Here is a 23,635-nt window from a genome sequence, read left to right as displayed (position 1 = left end):
TAGCCTCTCCCACCGGCGAGCCGATTGCCGTATAACGAGTGCCATACGCGTATTTGGTAATAAAGGACCCACAATAAAAGCTGATGAAGACTCCTAAACGCATTGAACCCCTGATCGAAGACGGTCTGGTCGACGAAGTGCTGCGCCCACTCATGAGTGGTAAAGAAGCAGCTGTTTATGTGGTGCGCTGCGGCAACGAATTGCGTTGCGCCAAGGTTTACAAGGAGGCGAACAAACGAAGTTTTCGTCAAGCGTCCGAATACCAGGAGGGCCGCAAGGTCCGTAACAGTCGTCAGGCCCGGGCCATGGCCAAGGGGTCCAAGTTCGGCAAGAAAGAAGCCGAAGATGCCTGGCAGAACGCTGAAGTGGCGGCGTTGTTCCGCCTGGCCGGTGCGGGCGTTCGCGTGCCCCAGCCGTTCGACTTCCTCGAAGGCGTGCTGTTGATGGAGTTGGTGGCCGACGAGTACGGCGATGCGGCGCCGCGCCTGAACGACGTGGTGCTGGAGCCGGACCAGGCGCGTGAATACCACGCCTTCCTGATCTCCCAGATCGTGCTGATGCTGTGTACCGGCCTGGTGCACGGTGACTTGTCCGAGTTCAACGTACTGCTCACGCCGACGGGCCCGGTGATCATCGACCTGCCCCAGGCGGTGGATGCGGCGGGCAACAACCACGCGTTCAACATGTTGGAGCGGGACGTGGGCAACATGGCTTCCTACTTCGGGCGCTTTGCCCCGGAGTTGAAGAAGACCAAGTACGCCAAGGAGATGTGGGCGCTCTACGAAGCCGGCACCTTGCACCCGGCCAGCGTGTTGACCGGGGAGTTTGATGAGCCGGAAGAGCTGGCGGACGTGGGCGGTGTGATGCGCGAGATTGAAGCGGCACGGCTGGACGAAGAGCGTCGCCAGGCGATCCGCGCGGCGGATGAAGCGCCACCGAGCAAGGTGCCGGACGAGCCACCGCCGCCGCCTTGGATGCAATGACAAACACTCCGACTGACTCGGAATGTTCCCCCTGTAGGAGCCGGCTTGCCGGCGATGAGGCCCTTGATTCAATGCAAGGCTTGAGGTCGTCATCGCCGGCAAGCCGGCTCCTACAGGTGGGGTGTCAGCAGCAATTGCCTGATGCCAACTCCTTGAGAATCGGGCAATCGGGCCGGTGATCGCCCTGGCAGTGTTCCACTAGGTCCTGCAGCGTATCGCGCAGTTGCCCCAGCTCCAGGATCTTCTGGTTCAGCTCCTCGATGTGCTGGCGCGCCAAGGCTTTCACATCGGCGCTGGCCCTTTGCCGGTCCTGCCACAGGGCCAGCAGTTTGCCGACCTCTTCCAGTGAAAACCCCAGGTCCCGCGAGCGTTTGATAAACGCCAGGGTGTGCACCTCGTCTGGGCCGTACACGCGATAGCCGCTGTCGGTACGGTGGGCGGCTTTGAGCAGGCCGATGGATTCGTAGTAGCGAATCATCTTGGCGCTGAGCCCGCTGGCGCGAGCGGCTTGGCCGATGTTCATGGGCGCTGATCCTCCAGGTCCTTGGGTTTCCAAGTCTTCAACAGTAACGCATTGCTCACCACGCTGACGCTGGACAAGGCCATGGCCGCGCCGGCCAGTACCGGGTTGAGCAGGCCGAAGGCCGCCAGCGGAATACCGATCAAGTTATACACAAAGGCCCAGAACAGGTTCTGGCGGATTTTCGCGTAGGTCTTGCGGCTGATCTCCAGCGCCGCAGGCACCAGGCGTGGATCACCGCGCATCAGGGTGATGCCGGCCGCGTGCATGGCCACGTCGGTGCCACCGCCCATGGCGATGCCGATATCGGCGGCGGCCAGGGCGGGTGCGTCGTTGATACCGTCACCGACCATGGCGACCACGCCGGTTTTTTTCAACGCGGTGACGGTGGCGGCTTTGTCGGCGGGCAGCACTTCGGCGTGAACATCGTCGATGCCCAGGGCCTGGGCGACCACTCGGGCGCTGCCGCGATTGTCGCCGGTCAGCAGGTGACTGCTGATGTGTTGGGCTTTAAGTCGGTTCACCGCCTCCAGCGCGCCCGGCTTGAGCGTGTCACCAAAGGCGAACAGCCCCAACACGCGGGGTTGCGCGCCTTGCTCGATCAGCCAGGACAAGGTGCGACCTTCGGCTTCCCAGTCGCTGGCGTGGGTGGCCAGGTCGCCGGCGCTGAGGCCGCTTTCTTCCAGTAGGCGACGATTACCGAGGGCCAGCTGCCGGCCGTCGAGGGTGCCGGCGATGCCCCGTCCGGTCAGGGATTGGCTGGCCGTTACATCGGCGACCACCAGCCCCCGTTCGCGGCAGGTATCCAGCACCGCCTTGGCCAGCGGGTGTTCGCTGCCGCGTTGCAGCGCGCCAGCCTGTTGCAGGATCGCGGCGTCATTGCCGTCCACCGCCACTAGGTGCGCAATGTTCGGCGCACCGGAGGTGAGGGTGCCGGTTTTATCGAACACCACGGCGCTCACCTCATGGGCACGCTCCAGGGCTTCGGCGTCCTTGATCAGGATGCCGTAGCGCGCCGCGACGCCGGTGCCGGCCATGATCGCCGTCGGTGTGGCCAGGCCCAGGGCGCAGGGGCAGGCGATCACCAGCACCGCCACCGCATTGATGATCGCGGTTTCTAGCGAGGCGCCGTACAGCCACCAGCCCACCAGCGTGATCAACGCCAGTACCAGCACGGCCGGGACGAACACCTGGCTGACTTTATCTACCAGTTTCTGGATCGGCGCCTTGGCGGCCTGGGCGTCTTCCACCAGGCGGATGATTCGCGCCAGTACGCTCTCGGCGCCGATGGCCCGGGTGCGTACCAGCAAACGGCCTTCGCCGTTGATGGCGCCGCCCGTGACGCTGTCGCCCGGTTGTTTGGGCACCGGCAGGCTCTCGCCGCTGATCAGGGCTTCATCGGCATGGCTCTGGCCTTCCACCACTTCGCCGTCCACCGGGAAGCGTTCGCCGGGTTTGACCAGCACCAGGTCGTTGAGCTGCAGTGCGTTGATCGCCACCTCTTCTTCGTGGCCGTCCAGCACGCGGATCGCCCGTTCCGGACGCAAGGCCTCAAGGGCGCGAATGGCGCTGGCGGTCTGGCGTTTGGCGCGGCTTTCCAGGTATTTGCCGAGCAATACCAGGGCGATCACCACTGCCGAGGCTTCGAAGTAAAGGTGCGGCATGCTGCCCGCAGGCGTGGTGAGCCATTCATAAAGGCTCAGGCCGTAGCCAGCGCTGGTGCCGATGGCCACCAGCAGGTCCATGTTGCCGGCGCCGGCGCGCACGGCTTTCCAGGCGGCAATGTAGAAGCGCGCCCCGAGAATGAATTGCACCGGGGTGGCCAGGGTGAACTGCACCCACGCGGGCAGCATCCAGTGCAGGCCGAAGGGTTCCACCAACATCGGCAACACCAGCGGCAGGGCCAGCACGATCGCCACTAGCAATGAACAGCGCTCGCGGTGCAGGCGCTCGGCTTGATTGGCATCGGTGGCCGTTTCGCTCTGGGGCAGGGTGGCGGTGTAGCCGGCCTTGTCGACGGCGGCGATCAGCACGCCGGGGTCCATCTGGCCCAGCACCTCGACATGGGCGCGTTCGTTGGCCAGGTTGACGCTGACGCTTTGCACCCCCGGCACCTTGCCCAGCGCGCGCTCGACGCGGCCAGCACAGCTGGCGCAGGTCATGCCGCTGATGGGCAGGTCAAAGGTGGTGGATCCATTCATGGGGCAGTCCTCCAGGAGAAGTTGCCCCTAGGATCAACCTTGACCTGTGGGGAAGGTCAAGCGGCTATTTACTGTAGGAGTCGGGCAAATGGATCAATATTCGAGGGCGGCCGCTTTCAGGTACATGCCGTCCGGCCCCTGGGCGATCCGCAGCTTGCGCACGTCACCGGCCTTGAGGGTGATGTTCTGCGCCGGTGGCGCGAGCATGCCTGGCAGGCAGCCCGGCGACTGACCCGGCAGCAGCTTCAGGCGCAGCGACAAGTTGCCCGCCGGTAGGTTGAATGAGGTGGCTTGTTCCTGGAACAGCCGGCCGGCCAGTTGGTCGTTGAGGTAGAGGCCGATCTCACAGTTGGTCGGCACTTCCAGGCGCTCCCGGGAAATGATCAACACCGCGTAATCCTGATCGGCGCTGGCCTGGGGGGCGATCGCAGACAAACTCATCAGGCCGGCAAGGGCAAAAAACGACCAGCGCATGGCGAATGCTCCGTGGTTCATAGCTAAGAGGGATGAAGCTTGGCCGAGGCCGCGGCCGAATACCAGCCCGGCCGATGTTTTTGAAACTTGACCTTGCCATGATGGCAAGCTCGACACTTGGTGTGCATGGGCTTGTTCCGCGCAGCGGTGTGACAGATAGGTGTGGGGCATCTGGTACACCGCGGCGCGGGGCAAGCCCGCTCACTACGGGCTTATTGGAGGAGTTGTGTCATGCAAGTATTCAATGTTGAAGGAATGACCTGCGGCCATTGCGTTCGGGCGGTGACCCAGGCAGTGCAAAGCCAGGACCCGGCGGCGAGCGTGAAGGTTGACCTGGCGGCTAAGGAAGTCGGCGTTGAAAGCCGACTGTCGGCCGAGCAGGTCATCAGCCTGATCACCGAAGAAGGCTACAGCGCCAAGCTGGCGTGAATTTTCTGATAGTTAGCGAGCTAACGTAATGTTCACGGCACCCAAGCGCGGCTAGACTGTCGGGCTGCCGACTCACTTGGGTGTCTGATGAACCTCCGCATAATCCTGATCCTGGGCGCCCTGAGCGCCTTCGCGCCGTTGGCGATCGATTTTTACCTGCCGGGTTTTCCGGCAATGGCCACGGCGTTTGCCACTGACGAAAAACATATCCAGTTGACCCTGGCGGTGTATTTCGCCGGCCTGGCCATCGGGCAGTTGATCTACGGCCCGTTGGCAGACCGCTTTGGCCGACGCGGCCCGCTGCTCAGCGGCGTCACCCTGTTTACCCTGGCGTCCTTCGCGTGTGCCTACGCGCCGTCCCTGGAATGGCTGATTGGCGCGCGCTTTGTGCAGGCTCTGGGCGGTTGCGCGGGCATGGTGATTTCGCGGGCGGTGGTCAGCGACAAGTGTGATGCCGTGGGGTCGGCCAAGGTGTATTCGCAACTGATGCTGGTGACCGGCCTGGCGCCGATCCTGGCGCCTCTGGCGGGCGGCGTGATGGTCGGCGTGTGGGGCTGGCAGTCGATCTTCCTGGCGCTGTCGGTGTTCAGCGTCATGGCAGCCATCGCCGTGGCGTTCGGGCTGCCTGAGACCCTGCCGGCCAATCAGCCGCGCCAGCCGTTGTCCGGGTCGCTGCGTCGCTATATCGGCTTGTTGTCCGACCGCGTCTATCTCGGCTATGCCCTGACCGGCGGTATCTCGATTGCCGGGATGTTTGCCTACATCGCCGGCTCGCCTTTCGTCTTCATCAAACTCTATGGCGTGCCCGCCGAGCATTACGGCTGGCTGTTCGGCTCCAACGCGGCCGGTTTTATCCTGGTCGCCCAAGTGAACGCGCGGTTGTTGTCCAAGCGTGGCCCGGCCTTCCTGTTGTCACGCTCGGTGTGGGTCTATGTGCTGGCGGCCCTGACGCTGCTGGGCATTGCCGCCTTGCGTACCGAAGCGCTGTGGCCGTTGCTGGTGCCGCTGTTTATCTGCATCGCCAGCCTGGGCTGCATTTTGCCCAACACCTCGGCCTGTGCCATGGCCGGGCAGGGCGCACGCGCGGGCAGTGCGTCGGCGTTGCTCGGCTGCATCCAGTTCGGGGTGGCGGCGGGCGCCGCTTCACTGGTGGGTGTGTTGCACGACGGCACGGCAATGCCGATGGCCATGGTCATCAGCTTGTGTGGCGTATTGGCGGTGACGATTGCGGTGTCGACCCAGCGCCTGCAACGGGCGAGGGCCGCGCAGGCGCAGGTCTGAAGTGCAGGTCAGCCAGCGGCGGAACGTTGCTGGCTGAGGGGAATGCGATGGGGCGCCTGGATACGGGCTTGCAGGGTGTCGGCAAAGGCGCGGGCCTCGGCCTCGCTGCGGAAGGTGAAGGCGTCTCGGTCGAGACTCACCTGCCATTTATTGCCTGCAGATTTTGCTAACGCTTTTATCAGGATCTTCATTGCTGACTTCCTCACGTAAAAGAATCGTGGCAAAGGCGACCAATATAAACCCGAATACGCTCGCAAATATGACAAAGATCAACTGTCGGACTAATGGTGCCATCCATCACTGCGGTGAATAACGGACGGCACCCATGATCCTTTCCTAGAACCCTTCCAGCACGATCTTGCCCTTGGCCTTGCCGCTTTCCAGCAGGGTGTGGGCACGGCGCAGGTTCTCGGCGTTGATCACGCCGAAGTGTTCACCCACCGTGGTTTTCAAGGTGCCGGCGTCGATCAGTTCCGCCACGCGGTTGAGCAGGTGATGCTGCTCGATCATGTCGGGCGTCTCGAACATCGAGCGGGTGTACATGAACTCCCAGTGCAGCGACAGGCTCTTGCGCTTGAGCTTGCTGACGTCCAGTGCCTTGGGATCGTCGATCAACGCCAGCTTGCCTTGCGGTTGCAGGGCTTCCACCAGTTGGTCCAGGTGATGGTCGGTCTGGGTCAGGCTGGCGACGTGAGTCACTTGCGGGTGGCCGGCGTTCTTCAGTGCTTCGCTGAGCGGCTGGCTGTGGTCGATCACCAGATCGGCGCCAAGCGCCTTGGCCCACGCTTGTGTTTCTGGGCGTGAAGCGGTGCCGATGACGTTCAGCGCAGTGAGCTGGCTGGCCAGTTGGGTCAGGATCGAACCCACGCCGCCGGATGCGCCGACGATCAACAGGCTTTGGCCTTCGTCCTCTTTACCTTCACGCACTTGCAGGCGCTCGAACAGCAGCTCCCACGCGGTGATGGCGGTCAGCGGCAGTGCAGCGGCTTCGGCAAAGCCCAGGCTCTTGGGCATATGGCCGACAATCCGCTCATCCACGGTATGCAGTTCGCTGTTGCCACCGGGGCGAACCAGCGAGCCGGCGTAGAACACCTTGTCACCGGCCTTGAATAGCGTGACGTCGCTGCCGACGGCCTTGACCACACCGGCCACATCCCAGCCCAGCACTTTGGCCGCGCCGTTTTCGGGGGCTACGTTCTGGCGCACCTTGGTGTCCACCGGGTTGACCGAGATGGCTTTGACTTCCACCAGCAGGTCGCGTGGGCCGGCGACCGGCGCGGGCAGTTCGATGTCTTGCAGGGATTTTGGGTCGTTGATCGGCAGGGATGCGTAGTAGGCAATAGCTTTCATGGGGACTCCGGAATAGGGCTGATCAGGCAAGAAATTTCAGGCGCTTGAGGTCGAAGTGTTCGATCACATCGGCGGCCTTGGCGCGAAAGCTCTGGATATGTGCGCTCTGGTCGTGGGCGGCCAGGGCAGCGTCGCTGCTCCAGCGCTCGATCATGTAGAAGGTGCCGGGGTTTTGCAGGTCCTGGTTGAGTTCGTACTGCTCGCAACCGGCTTCAAGGCGGGTGGGCTCCAGCAGGCCACGCAGCAGGGTTTCCAGCGTGGCTTCCTGGCCGGGTTTGGCGATCAGTGTGGCAATGACATTAAAGGCAGCGGACATCTTCAACTCCTGGCGCTTGATGAATGGGATGGCCAGATGATTGGCTATTTCCCACAAAGATAAAAGCCGCTAAAACAGAGGTCTGTTTCAATGAAATTTTGATAATGAGTGGGAATGCATGCTGCGGTTTGATGATTTGCAGTTGTTTGTACGCGCAGCCGACCTGGGAAGCCTATCGGCCGCTGCGCGGGTGATGGACTTGTCTCCCGCCGTGGCCAGCGCGGCGCTCAAGCGCCTCGAGCAGCAACTGGGCACGCGTTTACTGGCGCGTTCCACCCGCAGCCTGCGCTTGACCGCCGAAGGCGAGGGTTTCCTCGAATATGCGCGTGCGGCGCTGGGTTCGCTGGACGAGGGGCGACGGTTGTTGTCCAGCAGCCAGGACCACGTCAGCGGTGTGTTGCAACTCTCGGCACCGTCGGACCTGGGCCGCAACCTGTTGCTGCCGTGGCTGGACGCGTTCCAGCATGAGTACCCGCAACTCACTGTCCGGCTGTTGCTGGGGGATCGCATCGCCGACCTGTTCCGCCAGCCGGTGGATATCGCCCTGCGCTACGGCGAGCCCGAAGACTCCAGCCTGATCGCGTTGCCCATCGCCCCCGACAACGTACGCGTGTTGTGCGCGGCGCCCAGCTACCTGGCCCGTCACGGTGAACCGCGTAACCTGGAGCAACTGGCCCAGCACAACTGCCTGCTGTATATGCTCGGCAGCCGGGTGCATGACCACTGGAGCTTTCACGACGGCAAGCGCGACGTGAGTCTCACTGTCAGTGGTGATCGCTTCAGCGACGACGCCGATGTGGTGCGCCGTTGGGCAGTGGCGGGTGTAGGCATTGCCTACAAATCCTGGCTGGACGTGAGTACGGATGTGCTGGCTGGGCGTTTGCGCGTGATCCTGCCGGAGCTGCGCGGCGAGCGCACGCCGCTCAACTTGCTGTGCGCCCACCGTGCCCAATTGAGCAAACCCATCAACCTGCTGCGGGAAATGCTCGTGGCCCGTTGTGCGACATTGACGGCGCAATGGCCGGAGCGTTTGTGCCCTACGTCATAACCTCCCTCACAGCAGGAAATTTCACTCAGCCCCTGTCCCACTCCGCGTTGTCAGACGGCGCGGAACCGACCGCGTGCGCACCTATACTTTGGCGCCAACCGCTGTAGACAAGTGATTCAACAGGGAGTGAATACATGCAAGAAGCACTTTGTATCAGTCAGATCGCCAGCTTACTCGCTGAGCCCAAACGCACCGCCATGCTGTGGTCCTTGATGGACGGCTCAGCGAAATCTTCGGAAGAACTCGCCACGCTTGCCCGGTTGTCGCCGGCGTCGGCCCATGCCCATCTGGGGCGGTTGACCGCAGGCGGGTTGCTGCGGGTCGAGGTTCGGCGTGGCGCGCGGTTGTTTCGCTTGGCCGCCGCCGATGTCAGTGCGGCTATCGACGCGCTGGCCAGCACCACCGTGGCCAGCGCGTTGCGCAGTGCACCGGACCTCTTGCCGCCTGCGTTGGTGGTGCCGCAGACGTTGTGTCGAGCGCGGCTATGCCATGACCACTTAGGCGGCGAGATAGCGGCAGGGCTGTATGAGCGAATGCTCGACGCCGGATGGATTGAGCGCCATGAACAACGCCTCCACGTCACGGCCAAGGGGGCGCACCATCTGGCGCTTCGCGGCATTTTCACCCAGGCGCTGGCAGCGCCGGTGGCCTGCGATTGTTTTGACTGGAGCCAGCAGCAATCGCACTTGGGGGGCGCCTTGGGCGCAGGGTTGTTGCAGCTGTTCTTGCAGTCCAATTGGGTCAGCGTGACAGGCGAGTCACGCGCCGTTGCTGTGTCAGAGGCGGGGCTGGCGGAAATCAACCGGCTGGTCACGCCCGAGGCGTCGTTCAGAGTTTCAATCAGGTCGCATCCAGCAATAAGTCGCTGAAACGATGCCGCACACTCGCCGAGGGGTTATTCATACAGGGGGGCGGCATGGACAGGCAAGGCTATAGCGCGGCAGAACGGCTGGAACGGTTGCCCATCAGCGGTTACCACCGGGTCATCTTCATCATCATCGCCCTGGCGTTTTTCTTCGACTCCATGGACCTGGCGATGATGACCTTCCTGTTGGGGTCGATCAAAACCGAGTTCGGCTTGAGTACGGCACAGGCCGGGTTGCTCGCCAGCTCGAGCTTTTTCGGCATGGTGGTGGGCGCTTCCCTGTCGGGCATGCTGGCGGACCGTTTCGGACGCAAGCCGGTGTTCCAGTGGAGCATCGTGTTGTGGGGCATCGCCAGTTACCTGTGCTCCACGGCGCAGACGGTGGAGACGCTGACGCTGTTTCGCATCCTGCTGGGGATCGGCATGGGCATGGAGTTTCCGATTGCCCAGTCGATGCTGTCGGAGCTGATCCCGGCCAAGGGCCGCGGGCGCTACATCGCCTTGATGGATGGCTTCTGGCCGTTAGGTTTTGTGGCGGCGGGGGTGCTGTCTTACTTTTTGCTGCCGGTGATTGGCTGGCGCGACATCTTCCTGGTGTTGGCGGTGCCGGCCGTATTTGTATTGGCGATCCGCTTTTTTATCCCGGAATCGCCGCGCTGGCTGGAGCAGGCCGGGCGGCATGAGGCGGCGGACAAGGTGTTGCAGGGGATCGAGCAAAAAGTGCGCGACTCGCTGGGCTGCGCCGATCTGCCGGAACCGATTCGCCTGCCACGGGTGGAGACCACGCCGGGGACGTTTTTCTCGGCCTTCCAGCAACTGTGGTCGGCACAGTATCGACAGCGCACGCTGATGATCTGGAGCGTGTGGTTCTTTGCCTTGCTGGGGTTCTACGGGCTGACGTCCTGGCTGAGCGCGTTGCTGCAGCAGTCGGGTTTTGCCGTGACCCAGTCGGTGTATTACACGGTGATCATTTCCCTGGGCGGGATTCCCGGCTTTCTGATGGCCGCCTGGCTGGTGGAGAGTTGGGGGCGCAAGCCGGTGTGTGTGGTGACGTTGCTGGGCGGCGGGGTGATGGCGTTTCTGTATGGGCAGAGCGCGGTGTTTGGCGGCAACGTGGCGTTGTTGATCACCTCGGGTTTGCTGATGCAGTTCTTTCTGTTTGGCATGTGGGCGGTGCTGTACACCTACACGCCGGAGCTGTATCCCACCTCGGCACGGGCGACGGGGTCCGGGTTTGCGTCAGCGATTGGTCGAGTGGGGTCGTTGCTGGGGCCGTTGGTGACCGGGTTGGTATTCCCCATTACTGGGCAGGGCGGGGTGTTTGCCCTGGGCGCGCTGTGTTTTGCGGTGGCGGCGTTGGTGGTGTGGGTGTTCGGGATGGAGACGAAGGGCAAGACCCTGGAAGAACTGACCGAAATTTAAAGGCCAATACAAAACCAATGTGGGAGCGGGCTTGCTCGCGAATGCGGTGTGCCAGCCAATACATTCGGCGACTGGAACATTGCTTTCGCGAGCAAGCCCGCTCCCACATTTAGACTGCGTTCATTCAGTCAGTTAGGGTTTGACCAGGCGTGCATCCAGGCTGTTCTGCGCCAGGCGTTTGGCCTGGTCCTGGGTCATGCCCAGTGCGGTGTGCAGCGCGTGGAAGTTCTCGGTGACGTAGCCGCCGAAGTACGCCGGGTCATCGGAGTTCACCGTGACTTTCACGCCACGTTCGAGCATGTCGAGGATGTTGTGCTGGGCCATGTCGTCGAACACGCACAGCTTGGTGTTGGACAACGGGCACACGGTCAATGGGATCTGCTCGTCGATGATGCGCTGCATCAAGCGCTCGTCTTCGATGGCGCGCACGCCATGGTCGATACGCTGGATTTTCAGCAGGTCGATGGCTTCCCAGATGTACTCGGGCGGGCCTTCTTCGCCGGCGTGGGCCACGGTGAGGAAGCCTTCGTGACGGGCGCGGTCGAACACGCGCTGGAACTTGCTCGGCGGGTGGCCCATTTCCGAACTGTCCAGGCCCACGGCCACGAACGCGTCACGGAACGGTAGCGCCTGGTCCAGGGTTTTCTCGGCTTCGGCTTCGCTCAGATGGCGCAGGAAACTCAAGATCAAACCGCTGGTGATGCCCAGTTGCTGCTCGCCATCTTTCAGCGCAGCGGCGATGCCGTTCAGTACCACTTCGAATGGAATGCCACGGTCGGTATGGGTCTGCGGGTCGAAGAACGGTTCGGTGTGGATCACGTTCTGTGCTTTGCAGCGCAGCAGGTAGGCCCAGGTCAGGTCGTAGAAGTCCTGGGAGGTGCGCAGCACGTCAGCGCCCTGGTAGTACAGGTCGAGAAACTCTTGCAGGTTGTTGAAGGCGTAGGCCTTGCGCAGGGTTTCAACGTCATTCCACGGCAGCGCGATCTTGTTGCGTTCGGCCAGGGCGAACAGCAACTCCGGCTCCAGCGAGCCTTCCAGGTGCAGGTGCAATTCAGCCTTGGGCAGGGCGTTGAGCCAATCGTACATTTCTAAACTTCTCATCAGGTGCAATGGCGGCATTCTACAGGCCATGGCTGAAATAATCGGTAAAACCTGACCAGCAGGAGAGTTTCGTTTCTGTTTGCGCAAGGGCCGCGTGAACTAAGGTGTAACGAAACGTTAGCAAGCTGCCGTAGTCTGTACCCCATCAATGACTGATTTGTTGTGCGAAAAGGCCCGGAATGCTCTCCTCTCTCAAGCAAGAAAAATTCATGCTGCTGGCGCTGATTGCCGCCATCGCCGCCTACCCGCTGGAACACTGGATGCTGCACAGCGGGCAGATGGTCGCGCTGCTCGGCGGTGTGGTGCTGATTGCATTCATCGTGGTGGCATCAATGCGCGTCGCCCACCACGCCGAACAGTTGGCGGAAAAGGTCGGCGACCCCTACGGCACCATGATCCTCACCCTGGCCGCCGTGCTGGTGGAGGTGGTGATCCTGGCGATCATGATGAGCAACGAGCCGTCGCCGACCTTGGTGCGCGACACCATTTATTCGGCGGTGATGCTCGACATCAACGGCATCCTCGGCCTGGCCGCGCTGATGGGCGGCATCAAGCATGGCGAACAGTCCTACAATGACGACTCGGCGCGCAGCTACAGCGTGATGATCCTCACGGCCATGGGGGTGTCGATGGTGGTGCCGGAATTTATCCCCGAGGCGGACTGGAAAATCTACTCGGCTTTCACCATCGGCGCGATGGTGCTGCTCTACACCCTGTTCCTGCGTATGCAGGTGGGCCCGCACAGTTATTTCTTCAGCTACAGCTACCCGGAAAAACGCCGTAAAAAACAGCCGGAAGAAGAACACCCGGAGCCGCCGATCAACCTGGCGTTCTCCATCGCGACATTGGTGTTTGGGGTGATTGTGATTGGCGCGTTGGCTGAGGTGATGTCCAAGACCCTCGACCTGGGGCTGGAAGGCACGGGCGCACCGCCGGTGATCACCGCGATCGTGGTGGCCGCGATCTCGGCGGCGCCGGAAATTTTGACGGCATTGCGCGCGGCGTTGGCCAACCGCATGCAGTCGGTGGTGAACATTGCGTTGGGGGCGTCGTTGTCGACAGTGATCCTGACGGTGCCAGTGATGGAGGCCATGGCGCTCTACACGGGTCAGCCGTTCCAGATGGCGATGACGCCGGTGCAGACGGTGATGGTGTTCATCACGCTGATTGTCAGCGCGATCAACCTCAACGATGGCGAAACCAATGCCATCGAAGGGATGACGCATTTTGTGTTGTTTGCGACCTTCATCATGCTGTCGCTGCTGGGCTTGTAACCGCATTTATTGATCTCAACAGGTCCCAATGTGGGAGCGGGCTTGCTCGCGAAAGCGGCGTGTCAGTCAGCACATGAGTTGGCTGAACCACTGCCTTCGCGAGCAAGCCCGCTCCCACACTTAGAGCTGCGCCAGGCTCACGTTCCTGCGATCAAGGCTCTTGCGGCCTGGGTGTGATCGGCAATCAAACCCTTGAGGTCGAGGCCTTCGACCTGGCCGTCGATGACTCGCCATTTACCCGCCACCATCACCCGATCGGCACGGTCGGCGCCGCACAGCAGCAGGGCCGAGAGTGGGTCGTGGCTGCCGGAGAAGCGCAGCTCATCAAGCTTGAACAACGCCAGGTCGGCCTGTTTGCCCACGGCCAGTTCACCAATATCCGTACGCCCCAACAACTGCGCCGAACCTTGGGTGGCCCAACCCAGCACGCCTTCGGGCGTGATCTTCTCGGCGCCATAGCGCAGGCGCTGGATGTACAGGGCCTGGCGCGCTTCGAGGATCATGTTCGACGCGTCGTTGGAGGCCGAGCCATCCACGCCGAGGCCGATGGGGGCGCCGGCAGCGATCAGGTCCAGGGTCGGGCAGATGCCGGAGGCCAGGCGCATGTTCGAGCTTGGGCAATGGCAAATGCCGGTGCCGGCCGCGCCGAGGCGGGCGATCTCATCCGGGTTGAAGTGGATGCCATGGGCCAACCAGGTGCGCGGGCCGAGCCAGCCGACGCTGTCGAGGTAATCCACGGTGCGCAGGCCGAAACGCTGCAGGCAGAAGTCTTCTTCGTCGAGGGTTTCTGCCAAGTGCGTGTGCAGGCGCACGTCGAGGCTGTTGGCCAGTTCGGCGCTGGCTTCCATGATTTCCGGGGTGACCGAGAACGGCGAGCAGGGCGCCAGGGCGATCTGGATTTGCGCGCCGTCGCCACGCTGGTGGTACGTGTGGATCAGGCGTTGGCTGTCGTCCAGGATAACCTGGCCTTGTTGCACGGTTTGCTGTGGAGGCAGGCCGCCGTCGGCTTCGCCAAGGCTCATGGAACCGCGGGTGAGCATGGCGCGCATGCCCAGCTCGCGCACGCTTTGCACTTGCACGTCGATGGCGTTTTCCAGACCGTCGGGGAACAGGTAGTGGTGATCCGCCGCCGTGGTGCAGCCCGAGAGCAGCAGTTCGGCCAGGGCAACTTTGGTGGCCAGTGCGAGTTTTTCCGGAGTGAGCCGCGCCCAGACCGGGTACAGGGTTTTCAGCCACGGGAACAACGGCTGGTTGACCACTGGTGCCCAAGCGCGGGTCAGGGTTTGGTAGAAGTGGTGGTGGGTGTTGATCAACCCGGGAAGGATCACATGTTCGCGGGCGTCGAACACCTGGTCACAGGGGAGGGCAGGTTCCTGGCCCAGGGACAGCACTTCGGTGATCACACCGTCTTGCAGCACCAGGCCGCCACGGGCGTCGAGGCCATTGGCAGTGAAAATCGCGAGGGGGTTTTTTAACAGGATACGGGTCGCAGGCATTGGCCGGCTCCTCTGAATGATGGGTTCAGGTTTGCCAGCTCAGTGTTGCCCTGTCTGCTGATCCAGGGTCGCCGGTGAGGGCGATGCGCTAGATTACGTGTAGTTCGCAGGCGGGTCCAGCGGTCAATGTGGGAGGGGGACAAGCTCCCTCCCACCTGTTGATTCCCAACATTTACCAGGCGATGGTGTCGCCTTTGTAGTCGATGAAGTGGTGGCCGCCCTTGCCGGTGAACGCATTCACCTGATCCACCAGGCCACGCACGCTGGTGTCGACATCAATGTGCGCATTTTCGCCGCCCATGTCGGTCTTCACCCAACCCGGGTGCAGCGACAGTACGGTGAGGGTGTGATCGCCCAATTGGGTGATGAAGCTGTTGGTCATGGAGTTGAGGGCGGCCTTGCTGGCTTTGTACAGCGCCAGGTCCGAACCGTCGGGAATTGTCACGCTGCCCAGCACCGAACTCATGAACGCCAGCACGCCGCTGTCCTTGCGGATCTGCCCGGCAAAGCGCTGTGCGAGGTTGATCGGCGCCACGGCGTTGGTGAAGAACAGTTGGCCGACTTCCGCGAGGGTGGCGTGGCCCGGTTCCTGGTTGGCCGGGCCCTTGACGCCGGCGTTGACGAACAGCAGGTCGAACGTCTGGCCTTTGAGGCGCTGGCTCAGGGCGATCACGGCTTGCTGATCGTCCATGTCGAGTTTCTCGATGTGCACCGGGCCAACGGCTTTCAGGGCGTCGGCCTTGTTCGGGTCACGCACGGTGGCGGTCACATCCCAACCGTCCTGGAGCAATTGCTTGACCAGGCCCAGGCCCAGCCCGCGCGAGGCGCCGATGATCAGTGCGGTTTTTGGCGTAGACATGAAGGGCTTCCTTTGGAGTGGAGGTTCACGGGTTCAGTGGACAACGTTGCCCGAGCCTTTGCTGCAACTCGTTGCGCAGCTGGCCGAGTTCGGTGATGCGGTTTTCGATCAGGTTGAGCTTGTCTTGCAGCAGTTGCGTGACGGCGCTGTCGGGGTCCGGTGCCTGCCACAGGGCGGCGACACTGCTGCCGATTTCCCCAAGGCTGAAGCCCAGGCGCTGGGCGGTCTTGATATAGAGCACCAGTTGCACCATGTCCGCTGGGTAGTCGCGGTAACCGTTGGCGCTGCGTTGTGCGGCGATCAATCCGCGCTGCTCGTAGAAGCGCAGGGTGTCGCGGCTGACCTGGCTGGCCTGGGCTAATTCGCCGATACGCATGGGGCGTGCTCGTGGGGGCTTGACCTTGGAGCATACTCCAGGCTTTAGCCTGCTGGCTTCTTGAATTGAAGGAGCTTGCGAATATGTGGAGCATTGACCAGTACCGAACCCTGGTGCGTGCCAGCGCCTGGTACGACCTGATCGTCACGGCGGCGTTTGTCACGCCCTGGAGTTTCCTGGCGCTGCACAGCGTGTTGCAAAGCCTCAACCTGCCGGGGGAGTTTCCTGCGTTCGCGCCCGCCCATGTGCTGATGGCCAACCTGCTCGGGTCGATTGTGTGCGTCTGGGCCGTGCTGCGCATACGCGATCCGCAACGTGCGTTTGGGTTGTACGACGCCGCTGGCCGTGCGCTGTTTGCGACGTGGCAACTCTATGCGCTGACACAGGGCGCCACGTCGATCCTGTGGGGCATTCTGTTATTTGAAGTGCTGTGGGGCATCGCGCAAATCTTGCCGGTACGCGCTGATCAAAAAACGATCGACGCTCGCCAGCCCATATGACAGAAGGGCTACACGCGGATGTGCTCAGGTTATCCACAGGCAGGTGCACAGTAGATGTGGGCAGTTTCAGCGTTGCAGCAGGATGCGCCCACGGCTGAGGTCGGCGAGTTGGGTTTGCAACGTGTCGATGTGCGCTTCGCCAAGCGCCAGTTGCAGCTCGACGCCGTTGGCGGTGAAGGTTTCCTCCACCACCAGCCCGCCCAACTCAGCGACGCGCAATTTCACCAGGTTCAGCTCGGAGAATCCGCAGGCGCAACTGAGCGGCACGCGGCTGATCAACTCAATACGTTCGGCGTTCTGCAGGCATTTGTTGGCCCCGCCGCCGTACGCGCGGGCCAGGCCACCGGTGCCCAACTGGATGCCGCCGTACCAGCGAATCACCAGCACCGCGACCTGATCAAACCCTTGGGCTTCGATGGCCGCGAGTATCGGCCGCCCGGCCGTGCCGCCGGGCTCACCGTCATCATTGCTGCGGTATTGGTCCGCCAGCTTCCAAGCCCAGCAGTTGTGTGTGGCATTCAGGTCGCTGTACTGCTCGAAAAACGCCTGGGCGTCCTGGGGGCTGGTGATCGGCGCGGCGAGGGTGATGAAGCGGCTCTTGCGGATTTCTTCACGAAATTCGCAAAAGCCGGTAAGCGTGAAAGGCATAAGTCGCTTCGTTTATAGGGCCGGCTTGACGCCACAGCCTTTGAGGATGATGTGGATCAGGTTGGTGCCGGCGTCTTCCATGTCTTGCTTGGTCAGTTTGGTGCGACCGGTGACGCGGCAGATCTGGGTGGCGAAGTCGGCGTAGTGCTGGGTGCTGCCCCATAGCAGGAAGATCAGGTGCACGGGGTCGATGGGGTCCATCTTGCCGGCGTCAATCCAGGCCTGGAAGACTGCGGCCCGGCCGCTGAACCAGGCGCGGTAGTCCTGGCTGAAATATTCGGTGAGGCATTCGCCGCCGCTGATGATCTCCATGGCGAAGATCCGCGAGGCTTGCGGGTGGCGCCGGGAGAATTCCATCTTGGTGCGGATATAGCGAGTGAGGGCCACGGCCGGGTCGTCCTCGGCGGTCAGCGCGTTGAAGGTGCTGTCCCACAGTTCGAGGATGTTGCTGAGCACCGCGATGTACAGGCCCAGCTTGTTGGTGAAGTAGTAATGCAGGTTGGCCTTGGGCAACCCGGCACTCGACGCAATGGTGTTCATGCTGGTGCCTTTGTAGCCATGGCGCGCGAACTCGTCTTCAGCAGCCTGCAGAATCGCTTGTTCGTTCTTTTGCCGAATGCGGCTGGCGGGTTTACCGGCGTGGTTGCTGTGGGCAGGAACTTCGAGGCTCATGGAGGTTTCCGTGCTGATCGATAGAGACGACGTGTGCACAGATAACCCACCCTCAAGCCTCAGACAAGTCCCGATGCAATAAAACCGTCAAAGCGGTTCCAGCGTGTCGCTTTCTGGCGCGCGGTTTGCGGCAGCGTGGGTCGTTTTGGCTTCCGGCAACAGCAGGCACAACACGATGGCGGTCAGCCCGCCGCTGGTGATGGCCGAGTCGAACAGGTTCTGCACCAGCGCTGGCATCAAGTGCAGCAGGTTCGGTTGGGCGGCGATGCCCAGGCCGACGCCAAAGGAGGTGGCAATGATCAGCATGCTGCGTCGGTCCAGCGGCGCCTGGGCCAGGATGCGCACACCGGCCGCGGCCACGCTGCCGAACATCACCAGGGTGGCACCACCCAATACGGGTTTTGGAATTTGCTGCAACACCGCACCAATCAGCGGAAACAACCCCAGGCAAAACAGCAGCACGCCGATGTACAAACCGACGTAGCGGCTGGCCACGCCGGTGAGTTGGATCACGCCGTTGTTCTGGGCAAACGTAGTGTTGGGAAAGGCGCTGAAGGTGGCGGCGATCATGCAACTGACCCCGTCGCCCAATACGCCGCCTTTGAGTCGGCTTATATAAGAGGGGCCGCTGATGGGCTGGCGGGCGATCATGCAGTTGGCGGTGAGGTCACCGACGGTTTCGATGCTGCTGATCAGATAAATCAGCGCGATCGGCAGGAAAGCGCTCCAGTCGAACGTGAAGCCGAAGCGAAAGGGCATCGGCACGCTGATCAACGGCAGGTCGGGCAAGGCCTGGGGCACCAGTTTGCCGCTGCCCCAGGCGGCCAGGCTGCCGAGGGCCAGGCCGATGATGATGGCTGAAAGGCGCACCCACGGCGTATTCGAGCGGTTGAGCAGAATGATGGTCAACACCACGAACAGGCCCAGGGCCAGGTTGGTGGGGGCGCCGAAGTCCGGGGCGTTGAAACCGCCGCCCAAGTCGGTGATGCCGACTTTGATCAAGCTGATGCCGATCAGAGTGATGACAATGCCCGTCACCAATGGCGTGATGACGCGGCGCAACTGGCCAATGAAGCGGCTCAGTACGATCTGCACCGCGGCGCCGAAAAAGCACACGCCGAAGATCATCGCCATGATGTCTTCCGGGCTGCCGCCGCGCTGCTTCACCAGAAACCCTGCCGACAGCACCGCGCCGAGAAACGCAAAGCTGGTGCCTTGCAGGCAGATCATCCCGGCGCCGATACCAAACGGCCTACGCGCCTGGATGAAGGTGCCGACACCGGAGACCATCAGCGCCATGCTGATCAGGTAGGGCAAGTGGGCAGTGAGGCCCAGGGTGGAGCCGATGATCAGGGGCGGTGTGATGATGCCGACGAACGCCGCGAGCACATGCTGCAACGCGGCAAGCATTGCGGGAATTGGCTTGGGGCGGTCGTTGAGGCCGTAGATCAGGTCGCTGGGGCTGGTGGATTCTGGAGGCATGTCAGGCTAGCTCAAGGTCTATGTGCTTGTGCTCCTGCAAAAAGCTGTCCAACTGCTCAGCTTTCTGCGTTAGGCCCGAGTTAGCGCGTCGCGGCCAGGCTTTCGAGAAAGCTTTCCAGCACCAAATGAGGGCGACGGCCCTTGCGCGTGACCGAAGCCAGGCTCAAATCGTAAAAACGCGTAGCCGGCTTCAGCGCGCGCAGTCGGCCTTGTTGCACCCAGAGGCTGGCGTAGTGGTCGGGCAGGTAGCCGATGTAGCGACCGGTGAGAATCAGGAAGGCCATGCCTTCGCGGTCGGACGCGCTGGCGGTGCAGTTGAGTGCCTGGTAATGGGCCTGGATCTCGGCGGGCAGGCGGAAGGTGGGGGCGATGGCGTCCTGGCTGTCGATGCGCGTGTCGTCCAGTTGTTTGTCGTCGGCGTAGAACAGCGGATGGCCGACTGCGCAGTAGAGTAGCGAGCGTTCGCTGTACAGCGGCTGGTACTCCAGCCCCGACAGAGCGCTAGCCTGGGGCACCACGCCGACGTGCAGGCGGCCGTCGAGCACACCTTGTTCTACTTCATTGGGCGCGATCATGCGAATCTGGATCTGCACGTCCGGGCCACGTTCCTTCAACTGTGCCAAGGCGTGGGTGATGCGCATGTGGGGCAGGGTGACGAGGTTGTCGGTGAGGCCGATGATCAGTTCGCCACGCAGATGCTGGTGCAGGCCGTTGACCTCGGTGCGAAAACTTTCCAGGGCACTCAACAGCTGCAGGGCAGACTGGTAGACCTCACGGCCTTCTTCGGTCAGGGAGAAACCGGCGCGGCCGCGTTGGCAAAGCCTCAAGCCGAGGCGTTGCTCCAGGTCACTCATCTGCTGGCTGATGGCGGAACGGCCGATGCCGAGCACGGTTTCCGCCGCCGAGAAGCCGCCGCACTCCACTACGCTGCGGAAGATGCGCAGCAGACGAATATCGAAGTCGCTGACTTGGGCGAGGGGGTCGGGGCGACGGCTGCTCATAGTTTAGTAAAGGCCTGACTGAAGGTTAGAAGAGTTGAATTTCACCGACTTTATCGCCGTGGCAATTTAGCTGCAACAACGCGTTTCAATCCCGACGCTGCCTTTTGCCTTGCGAGGTTTTGCTGATGAACATGCCTGAAAACGCCCCATCGTCCCTGGCCAGCCAACTGAAGTTGGACGCTCACTGGATGCCTTACACCGCCAACCGTAACTTCCAACGTGACCCGCGCCTGATCGTCGGTGCGGAAGGCAGTTGGTTGATCGATGACAAGGGGCGCAAGGTGTACGACTCGCTGTCGGGCCTGTGGACCTGCGGCGCCGGGCACACCCGTAAGGAAATCCAGGAGGCGGTGGCCAAGCAACTGGGCACCCTAGACTACTCGCCAGGCTTCCAATACGGTCATCCGCTGTCCTTCCAACTGGCGGAAAAAATCACCGACCTGACGCCGGGCAACCTGAACCATGTGTTCTTCACCGACTCGGGTTCCGAGTGTGCCGATACCGCCGTGAAGATGGTGCGCGCGTACTGGCGCCTAAAAGGCCAGGCCACCAAGACCAAGATGATTGGCCGCGCCCGTGGTTATCACGGTGTGAACATTGCCGGTACCAGCCTGGGTGGGGTTAACGGCAACCGTAAGATTTTTGGTCAGGGCTTGATGGACGTTGACCATCTGCCGCACACCTTGCTGGCGAGCAATGCCTTCTCCCGTGGCATGCCGGAGCAGGGCGGTATCGCGTTGGCGGATGAATTGCTCAAGCTGATCGAACTGCACGACGCGTCGAACATTGCTGCAGTGTTTGTCGAGCCAATGGCCGGTTCTGCTGGCGTATTGGTGCCGCCTCAGGGTTACCTCAAGCGCCTGCGTGAAATTTGCGACCAGCACAACATCCTGCTGGTGTTCGACGAAGTGATCACTGGTTTCGGCCGTACCGGCTCGATGTTCGGTGCCGACAGCTTCGGTGTAACACCGGACCTGATGTGCATCGCCAAGCAAGTCACCAACGGCGCCATCCCAATGGGCGCGGTGATTGCCAGCAGCGAGATTTATCAGACGTTCATGAACCAGGCGACGCCCGAGTACGCGGTGGAATTCCCACACGGCTACACCTACTCGGCCCACCCGGTTGCCTGTGCTGCGGGCTTGGCGGCATTGGACCTCTTGCAGAAGGAAAACCTGGTGCAGAGCGTGGCCGAAATCGCGCCGCACTTTGAGAATGCGCTGCACGGTTTGAAGGGCAGCAAGAACGTGATCGACATTCGTAATTACGGCCTGGCCGGTGCGATCCAGATTGCCCCGCGTGACGGTGATGCCATCGTGCGTCCATTCGAGGCCGGCATGGCCTTGTGGAAAGCTGGCTTCTACGTGCGCTTTGGCGGTGACACCTTGCAGTTCGGGCCAACCTTCAATAGCAAGCCGCAAGACCTGGATCGCTTGTTCGATGCCGTCGGCGAAGTGCTGAACAAGATCGACTGATTTCTCTTTCTATATAGAACAACTTTTCAGGAGCCCTGCATGAGCCTTATCCAGCACTTGATCAACGGTGAGTTGGTCAATGACAGCGGCCGTAGCGCCGACGTGTACAACCCGTCCACCGGCCAGGTGATTCACCAGGTGGCGTTGGCCAGTCGCGAGACTATTCAACAGGCGATCGACGCGGCCAAGGCGGCGTTCCCGGCCTGGCGTAATACGCCAGCGGCCAAGCGTGCTCAGGTGATGTTTCGTTTCAAGCAATTGCTGGAGCAGAACGAGGCGCGCATTTCCCAGCTGATCAGTGAAGAGCACGGCAAGACGCTGGAAGATGCGGCCGGTGAATTGAAGCGCGGGATCGAGAACGTGGAATACGCGTGCTCGGCGCCGGAGATTCTGAAGGGCGAATACAGCCGTAACGTAGGACCGAACATTGATGCATGGTCGGATTTCCAGCCGTTGGGTGTAGTCGCTGGTATTACGCCGTTCAACTTCCCGGCGATGGTGCCGTTGTGGATGTATCCGCTGGCGATCGTTTGCGGTAACTGTTTCATCCTGAAGCCGTCGGAGCGTGACCCAAGCTCCACACTGTTGATTGCACAACTGTTGCAGGAAGCCGGCCTTCCTAAGGGCGTGCTGAGCGTGGTGCACGGCGACAAGGGCGCGGTAGATGCCCTGATCGAGGCGCCGGAAGTGAAGGCGCTGAGCTTTGTGGGCTCGACGCCGATTGCCGAGTACATCTATTCCGAGGCGACCAAGCGCGGCAAGCGCGTGCAGGCGCTGGGTGGAGCGAAGAACCACGCGGTGCTGATGCCGGATGCGGACCTGGACAACGCGGTCAGTGCCCTGATGGGCGCTGCGTACGGTTCTTGCGGCGAGCGTTGCATGGCGATTTCGGTGGCGGTGTGCGTGGGGGACCAAGTGGCGGACGCGTTGATCGCCAAGTTGGTGCCGCAGGTGAAGGCCTTGAAGATCGGTGCGGGCACGTCTTGTGGTCTGGACATGGGGCCGTTGGTGACTGGCCAGGCGCGGGATAAGGTCAGTGGCTATATAGAAGACGGTGTTTCTTCGGGCGCCAAGCTGGTGGTTGATGGTCGCGGGTTGAGCGTGGCAGGCCATGAAGAAGGTTTCTTCCTGGGTGGCAGCCTGTTTGATCGTGTGACGCCTGAGATGCGCATCTATAAGGAAGAGATTTTTGGGCCGGTGCTGTGCGTAGTACGGGTGAATAGCCTGGAAGCGGCGATGCAGCTGATCAATGACCATGAATACGGTAATGGTACGTGCATCTTTACCCGTGACGGTGAAGCGGCACGTCTGTTCTGCGATGAGATCGAAGTGGGCATGGTGGGGGTTAACGTTCCGCTGCCGGTGCCGGTGGCTTATCACAGCTTTGGCGGCTGGAAGCGGTCGCTGTTTGGTGACTTGCATGCCTATGGGCCGGATGGGGTGCGTTTCTACACGCGTCGCAAGGCAATTACCCAGCGTTGGCCGCAGCGGGCCAGTCATGAGGCGTCGCAGTTTGCGTTCCCAAGCTTGTAAGCAGCAGTGAAAGCCGGCCCCTTGGGGCCGGCTTTCGCGTTTTTTGGGGCTTTTTGACCGATATGACAGAAATATGAAGAAAGGTGTTGACGGCAGATTCTGGAAGCCTATAATTCGCCCCACTTCCGGCGCAGTCGAAACGGAAAACTCCTTGGATTTCAATGAGTTAAGTAGGTTTCGATAGCAGGTCGCTTCAGTTCATCGAGGCCCAGAAGGAGTTAGTGGAGCAGTGTTGTTTGGCTCTATTAACGTTTCGATCTTCTCGGTCGAAAGCGGAGAAAAAGAGGTGTTGACAGCAGCGTGTAACGCTGTAGAATTCGCCTCCCGCT

The 23,635-nt window shown here is 61.7% G+C and carries 24 protein-coding genes; 10 read left to right on the top strand and 14 right to left on the bottom strand.

The features are described from left to right. Positions 1-83 precede the first annotated feature (83 nt). On the top strand, positions 84-983 hold the full coding sequence (locus M2394_RS11615) for a PA4780 family RIO1-like protein kinase (RefSeq protein ID WP_178918476.1): 900 nt from the start codon (positions 84-86) through the stop codon (positions 981-983). A gap of 124 nt (positions 984-1,107) precedes the next feature. Here M2394_RS11615 and cueR read toward each other — a convergent pair whose 3' ends face one another. The 3 genes from cueR to M2394_RS11600 form a co-directional block, all read right to left on the bottom strand. Further along, positions 1,108-1,506 (bottom strand): Cu(I)-responsive transcriptional regulator, encoded by a 399-nt coding sequence (gene cueR / locus M2394_RS11610; RefSeq protein WP_176999405.1) that lies wholly within the window; start codon positions 1,504-1,506, stop codon positions 1,108-1,110. Continuing rightward, a complete protein-coding gene (locus tag M2394_RS11605) occupies positions 1,503-3,704 on the bottom strand; it encodes a cation-translocating P-type ATPase (protein WP_259172567.1) in 2,202 nt (733 codons plus the stop codon). Before M2394_RS11605 ends, cueR begins: the two co-directional genes overlap by 4 nt. Before the next feature lie 93 nt (positions 3,705-3,797). Then, on the bottom strand, positions 3,798-4,178 hold the full coding sequence (locus M2394_RS11600) for a hypothetical protein (protein WP_176999403.1): 381 nt from the start codon (positions 4,176-4,178) through the stop codon (positions 3,798-3,800). 231 nt (positions 4,179-4,409) lie between these two features. Here M2394_RS11600 and M2394_RS11595 point away from each other — a divergent pair, with 231 nt between their 5' ends. Both M2394_RS11595 and M2394_RS11590 read left to right on the top strand, forming a co-directional pair. Beyond that, positions 4,410-4,607, top strand: a complete 198-nt coding sequence (locus M2394_RS11595; protein ID WP_176999402.1) for a heavy-metal-associated domain-containing protein — start codon at positions 4,410-4,412, stop codon at positions 4,605-4,607. Between the two features lie 87 nt (positions 4,608-4,694). Then, on the top strand, positions 4,695-5,888 hold the full coding sequence (locus M2394_RS11590; RefSeq protein WP_259172566.1) for a multidrug effflux MFS transporter: 1,194 nt from the start codon (positions 4,695-4,697) through the stop codon (positions 5,886-5,888). 8 nt (positions 5,889-5,896) lie between these two features. Here the strand turns inward: M2394_RS11590 and M2394_RS11585 are convergent, their stop codons facing one another. The 3 genes from M2394_RS11585 to M2394_RS11575 form a co-directional block, all read right to left on the bottom strand. Continuing rightward, the gene (locus M2394_RS11585) at positions 5,897-6,079 is read right to left on the bottom strand and encodes a hypothetical protein (RefSeq protein WP_176999400.1); all 183 of its coding nucleotides are present in this window, start codon (positions 6,077-6,079) and stop codon (positions 5,897-5,899) included. A gap of 145 nt (positions 6,080-6,224) precedes the next feature. Continuing rightward, positions 6,225-7,238 (bottom strand): zinc-binding alcohol dehydrogenase family protein, encoded by a 1,014-nt coding sequence (locus tag M2394_RS11580; RefSeq protein ID WP_259172565.1) that lies wholly within the window; start codon positions 7,236-7,238, stop codon positions 6,225-6,227. 22 nt (positions 7,239-7,260) lie between these two features. Beyond that, positions 7,261-7,554, bottom strand: coding sequence for a putative quinol monooxygenase (locus M2394_RS11575; RefSeq protein WP_178918480.1), 294 nt, complete (start codon positions 7,552-7,554; stop codon positions 7,261-7,263). A 118-nt stretch (positions 7,555-7,672) separates the two neighbouring features. Between M2394_RS11575 and M2394_RS11570 the strand changes: the two genes are divergently transcribed. The 3 genes from M2394_RS11570 (at position 7,673) to M2394_RS11560 (ending at position 10,889) form a co-directional block, all read left to right on the top strand. Then, positions 7,673-8,602: a LysR family transcriptional regulator gene (locus tag M2394_RS11570; RefSeq protein ID WP_259172564.1), complete on the top strand. Its 930-nt coding sequence runs from the start codon at positions 7,673-7,675 to the stop codon at positions 8,600-8,602. A gap of 134 nt (positions 8,603-8,736) precedes the next feature. Beyond that, entirely contained in the window at positions 8,737-9,471 is a 735-nt protein-coding gene (locus M2394_RS11565; protein ID WP_178918482.1) for a helix-turn-helix transcriptional regulator, read from the top strand. A 47-nt stretch (positions 9,472-9,518) separates the two neighbouring features. Next, complete coding sequence (locus tag M2394_RS11560) at positions 9,519-10,889, top strand: MFS transporter (RefSeq protein WP_259172563.1); 1,371 nt, start codon at positions 9,519-9,521, stop codon at positions 10,887-10,889. 132 nt (positions 10,890-11,021) lie between these two features. Here the strand turns inward: M2394_RS11560 and M2394_RS11555 are convergent, their stop codons facing one another. Then, entirely contained in the window at positions 11,022-11,975 is a 954-nt protein-coding gene (locus M2394_RS11555; RefSeq protein WP_178918484.1) for an adenosine deaminase, read from the bottom strand. 194 nt (positions 11,976-12,169) lie between these two features. On the opposite strand from M2394_RS11555, the gene M2394_RS11550 reads away from it, so the two are divergent. Continuing rightward, the gene (locus M2394_RS11550; protein ID WP_178918485.1) at positions 12,170-13,264 is read left to right on the top strand and encodes a calcium:proton antiporter; all 1,095 of its coding nucleotides are present in this window, start codon (positions 12,170-12,172) and stop codon (positions 13,262-13,264) included. 137 nt (positions 13,265-13,401) lie between these two features. Here the strand turns inward: M2394_RS11550 and M2394_RS11545 are convergent, their stop codons facing one another. The 3 genes from M2394_RS11545 to M2394_RS11535 form a co-directional block, all read right to left on the bottom strand. Beyond that, positions 13,402-14,760: an 8-oxoguanine deaminase gene (locus M2394_RS11545; protein WP_178918486.1), complete on the bottom strand. Its 1,359-nt coding sequence runs from the start codon at positions 14,758-14,760 to the stop codon at positions 13,402-13,404. A gap of 172 nt (positions 14,761-14,932) precedes the next feature. Continuing rightward, a complete protein-coding gene (locus M2394_RS11540) occupies positions 14,933-15,619 on the bottom strand; it encodes an SDR family oxidoreductase (RefSeq protein WP_178918487.1) in 687 nt (228 codons plus the stop codon). Between the two features lie 25 nt (positions 15,620-15,644). Next, positions 15,645-15,995 (bottom strand): MerR family transcriptional regulator, encoded by a 351-nt coding sequence (locus M2394_RS11535; RefSeq protein WP_178918488.1) that lies wholly within the window; start codon positions 15,993-15,995, stop codon positions 15,645-15,647. Between the two features lie 83 nt (positions 15,996-16,078). Here M2394_RS11535 and M2394_RS11530 point away from each other — a divergent pair, with 83 nt between their 5' ends. Next, positions 16,079-16,495, top strand: coding sequence for a hypothetical protein (locus M2394_RS11530; RefSeq protein WP_178918489.1), 417 nt, complete (start codon positions 16,079-16,081; stop codon positions 16,493-16,495). 66 nt (positions 16,496-16,561) lie between these two features. Here M2394_RS11530 and M2394_RS11525 read toward each other — a convergent pair whose 3' ends face one another. The 4 genes from M2394_RS11525 to M2394_RS11510 all read right to left on the bottom strand — a co-directional run bounded on the left by M2394_RS11525 (position 16,562) and on the right by M2394_RS11510 (position 20,298). Next, positions 16,562-17,143: a YigZ family protein gene (locus tag M2394_RS11525; RefSeq protein WP_259172561.1), complete on the bottom strand. Its 582-nt coding sequence runs from the start codon at positions 17,141-17,143 to the stop codon at positions 16,562-16,564. Between the two features lie 12 nt (positions 17,144-17,155). Next, positions 17,156-17,815 (bottom strand): TetR/AcrR family transcriptional regulator, encoded by a 660-nt coding sequence (locus M2394_RS11520; RefSeq protein ID WP_178918491.1) that lies wholly within the window; start codon positions 17,813-17,815, stop codon positions 17,156-17,158. An 87-nt stretch (positions 17,816-17,902) separates the two neighbouring features. Then, positions 17,903-19,297: a uracil-xanthine permease family protein gene (locus tag M2394_RS11515; protein ID WP_259172559.1), complete on the bottom strand. Its 1,395-nt coding sequence runs from the start codon at positions 19,295-19,297 to the stop codon at positions 17,903-17,905. Positions 19,298-19,377: 80 nt separating this feature from the next. Next, the gene (locus M2394_RS11510; protein ID WP_159962882.1) at positions 19,378-20,298 is read right to left on the bottom strand and encodes a LysR family transcriptional regulator; all 921 of its coding nucleotides are present in this window, start codon (positions 20,296-20,298) and stop codon (positions 19,378-19,380) included. Positions 20,299-20,423: 125 nt separating this feature from the next. On the opposite strand from M2394_RS11510, the gene M2394_RS11505 reads away from it, so the two are divergent. After that, positions 20,424-21,773, top strand: a complete 1,350-nt coding sequence (locus M2394_RS11505; RefSeq protein ID WP_178918493.1) for an aspartate aminotransferase family protein — start codon at positions 20,424-20,426, stop codon at positions 21,771-21,773. 39 nt (positions 21,774-21,812) lie between these two features. After that, the gene (locus M2394_RS11500; protein ID WP_259172556.1) at positions 21,813-23,306 is read left to right on the top strand and encodes a CoA-acylating methylmalonate-semialdehyde dehydrogenase; all 1,494 of its coding nucleotides are present in this window, start codon (positions 21,813-21,815) and stop codon (positions 23,304-23,306) included. Positions 23,307-23,635: the final 329 nt, after the last annotated feature.

Source organism: Pseudomonas sp. BIGb0164 (genome assembly GCF_024810135.1).
GTDB lineage: Bacteria > Pseudomonadota > Gammaproteobacteria > Pseudomonadales > Pseudomonadaceae > Aquipseudomonas.
This window is presented reverse-complemented; position numbering and strand designations above follow the sequence as displayed.

Excerpts from the sequence above, each read along its gene's own strand:
- M2394_RS11560 (WP_259172563.1), top strand. The coding sequence starts at position 9,519 with ATGGACAGGCAAGGCTATAGCGCGGCAGAACGGCTGGAACGGTTGCCC.
- cueR (WP_176999405.1), bottom strand. The coding sequence starts at position 1,506 with ATGAACATCGGCCAAGCCGCTCGCGCCAGCGGGCTCAGCGCCAAGATG.
- M2394_RS11505 (WP_178918493.1), top strand. The coding sequence starts at position 20,424 with ATGAACATGCCTGAAAACGCCCCATCGTCCCTGGCCAGCCAACTGAAG.
- M2394_RS11605 (WP_259172567.1), bottom strand. The coding sequence starts at position 3,704 with ATGAATGGATCCACCACCTTTGACCTGCCCATCAGCGGCATGACCTGC.
- M2394_RS11545 (WP_178918486.1), bottom strand. The coding sequence starts at position 14,760 with ATGCCTGCGACCCGTATCCTGTTAAAAAACCCCCTCGCGATTTTCACT.
- M2394_RS11595 (WP_176999402.1), top strand. The coding sequence starts at position 4,410 with ATGCAAGTATTCAATGTTGAAGGAATGACCTGCGGCCATTGCGTTCGG.
- M2394_RS11515 (WP_259172559.1), bottom strand. The coding sequence starts at position 19,297 with ATGCCTCCAGAATCCACCAGCCCCAGCGACCTGATCTACGGCCTCAAC.
- M2394_RS11590 (WP_259172566.1), top strand. The coding sequence starts at position 4,695 with ATGAACCTCCGCATAATCCTGATCCTGGGCGCCCTGAGCGCCTTCGCG.
- M2394_RS11565 (WP_178918482.1), top strand. The coding sequence starts at position 8,737 with ATGCAAGAAGCACTTTGTATCAGTCAGATCGCCAGCTTACTCGCTGAG.
- M2394_RS11550 (WP_178918485.1), top strand. The coding sequence starts at position 12,170 with ATGCTCTCCTCTCTCAAGCAAGAAAAATTCATGCTGCTGGCGCTGATT.
- M2394_RS11555 (WP_178918484.1), bottom strand. The coding sequence starts at position 11,975 with ATGTACGATTGGCTCAACGCCCTGCCCAAGGCTGAATTGCACCTGCAC.
- M2394_RS11500 (WP_259172556.1), top strand. The coding sequence starts at position 21,813 with ATGAGCCTTATCCAGCACTTGATCAACGGTGAGTTGGTCAATGACAGC.
- M2394_RS11580 (WP_259172565.1), bottom strand. The coding sequence starts at position 7,238 with ATGAAAGCTATTGCCTACTACGCATCCCTGCCGATCAACGACCCAAAA.
- M2394_RS11510 (WP_159962882.1), bottom strand. The coding sequence starts at position 20,298 with ATGAGCAGCCGTCGCCCCGACCCCCTCGCCCAAGTCAGCGACTTCGAT.
- M2394_RS11575 (WP_178918480.1), bottom strand. The coding sequence starts at position 7,554 with ATGTCCGCTGCCTTTAATGTCATTGCCACACTGATCGCCAAACCCGGC.
- M2394_RS11570 (WP_259172564.1), top strand. The coding sequence starts at position 7,673 with ATGCTGCGGTTTGATGATTTGCAGTTGTTTGTACGCGCAGCCGACCTG.
- M2394_RS11600 (WP_176999403.1), bottom strand. The coding sequence starts at position 4,178 with ATGCGCTGGTCGTTTTTTGCCCTTGCCGGCCTGATGAGTTTGTCTGCG.
- M2394_RS11535 (WP_178918488.1), bottom strand. The coding sequence starts at position 15,995 with ATGCGTATCGGCGAATTAGCCCAGGCCAGCCAGGTCAGCCGCGACACC.
- M2394_RS11530 (WP_178918489.1), top strand. The coding sequence starts at position 16,079 with ATGTGGAGCATTGACCAGTACCGAACCCTGGTGCGTGCCAGCGCCTGG.
- M2394_RS11540 (WP_178918487.1), bottom strand. The coding sequence starts at position 15,619 with ATGTCTACGCCAAAAACCGCACTGATCATCGGCGCCTCGCGCGGGCTG.
- M2394_RS11520 (WP_178918491.1), bottom strand. The coding sequence starts at position 17,815 with ATGAGCCTCGAAGTTCCTGCCCACAGCAACCACGCCGGTAAACCCGCC.
- M2394_RS11585 (WP_176999400.1), bottom strand. The coding sequence starts at position 6,079 with ATGAAGATCCTGATAAAAGCGTTAGCAAAATCTGCAGGCAATAAATGG.
- M2394_RS11525 (WP_259172561.1), bottom strand. The coding sequence starts at position 17,143 with ATGCCTTTCACGCTTACCGGCTTTTGCGAATTTCGTGAAGAAATCCGC.
- M2394_RS11615 (WP_178918476.1), top strand. The coding sequence starts at position 84 with ATGAAGACTCCTAAACGCATTGAACCCCTGATCGAAGACGGTCTGGTC.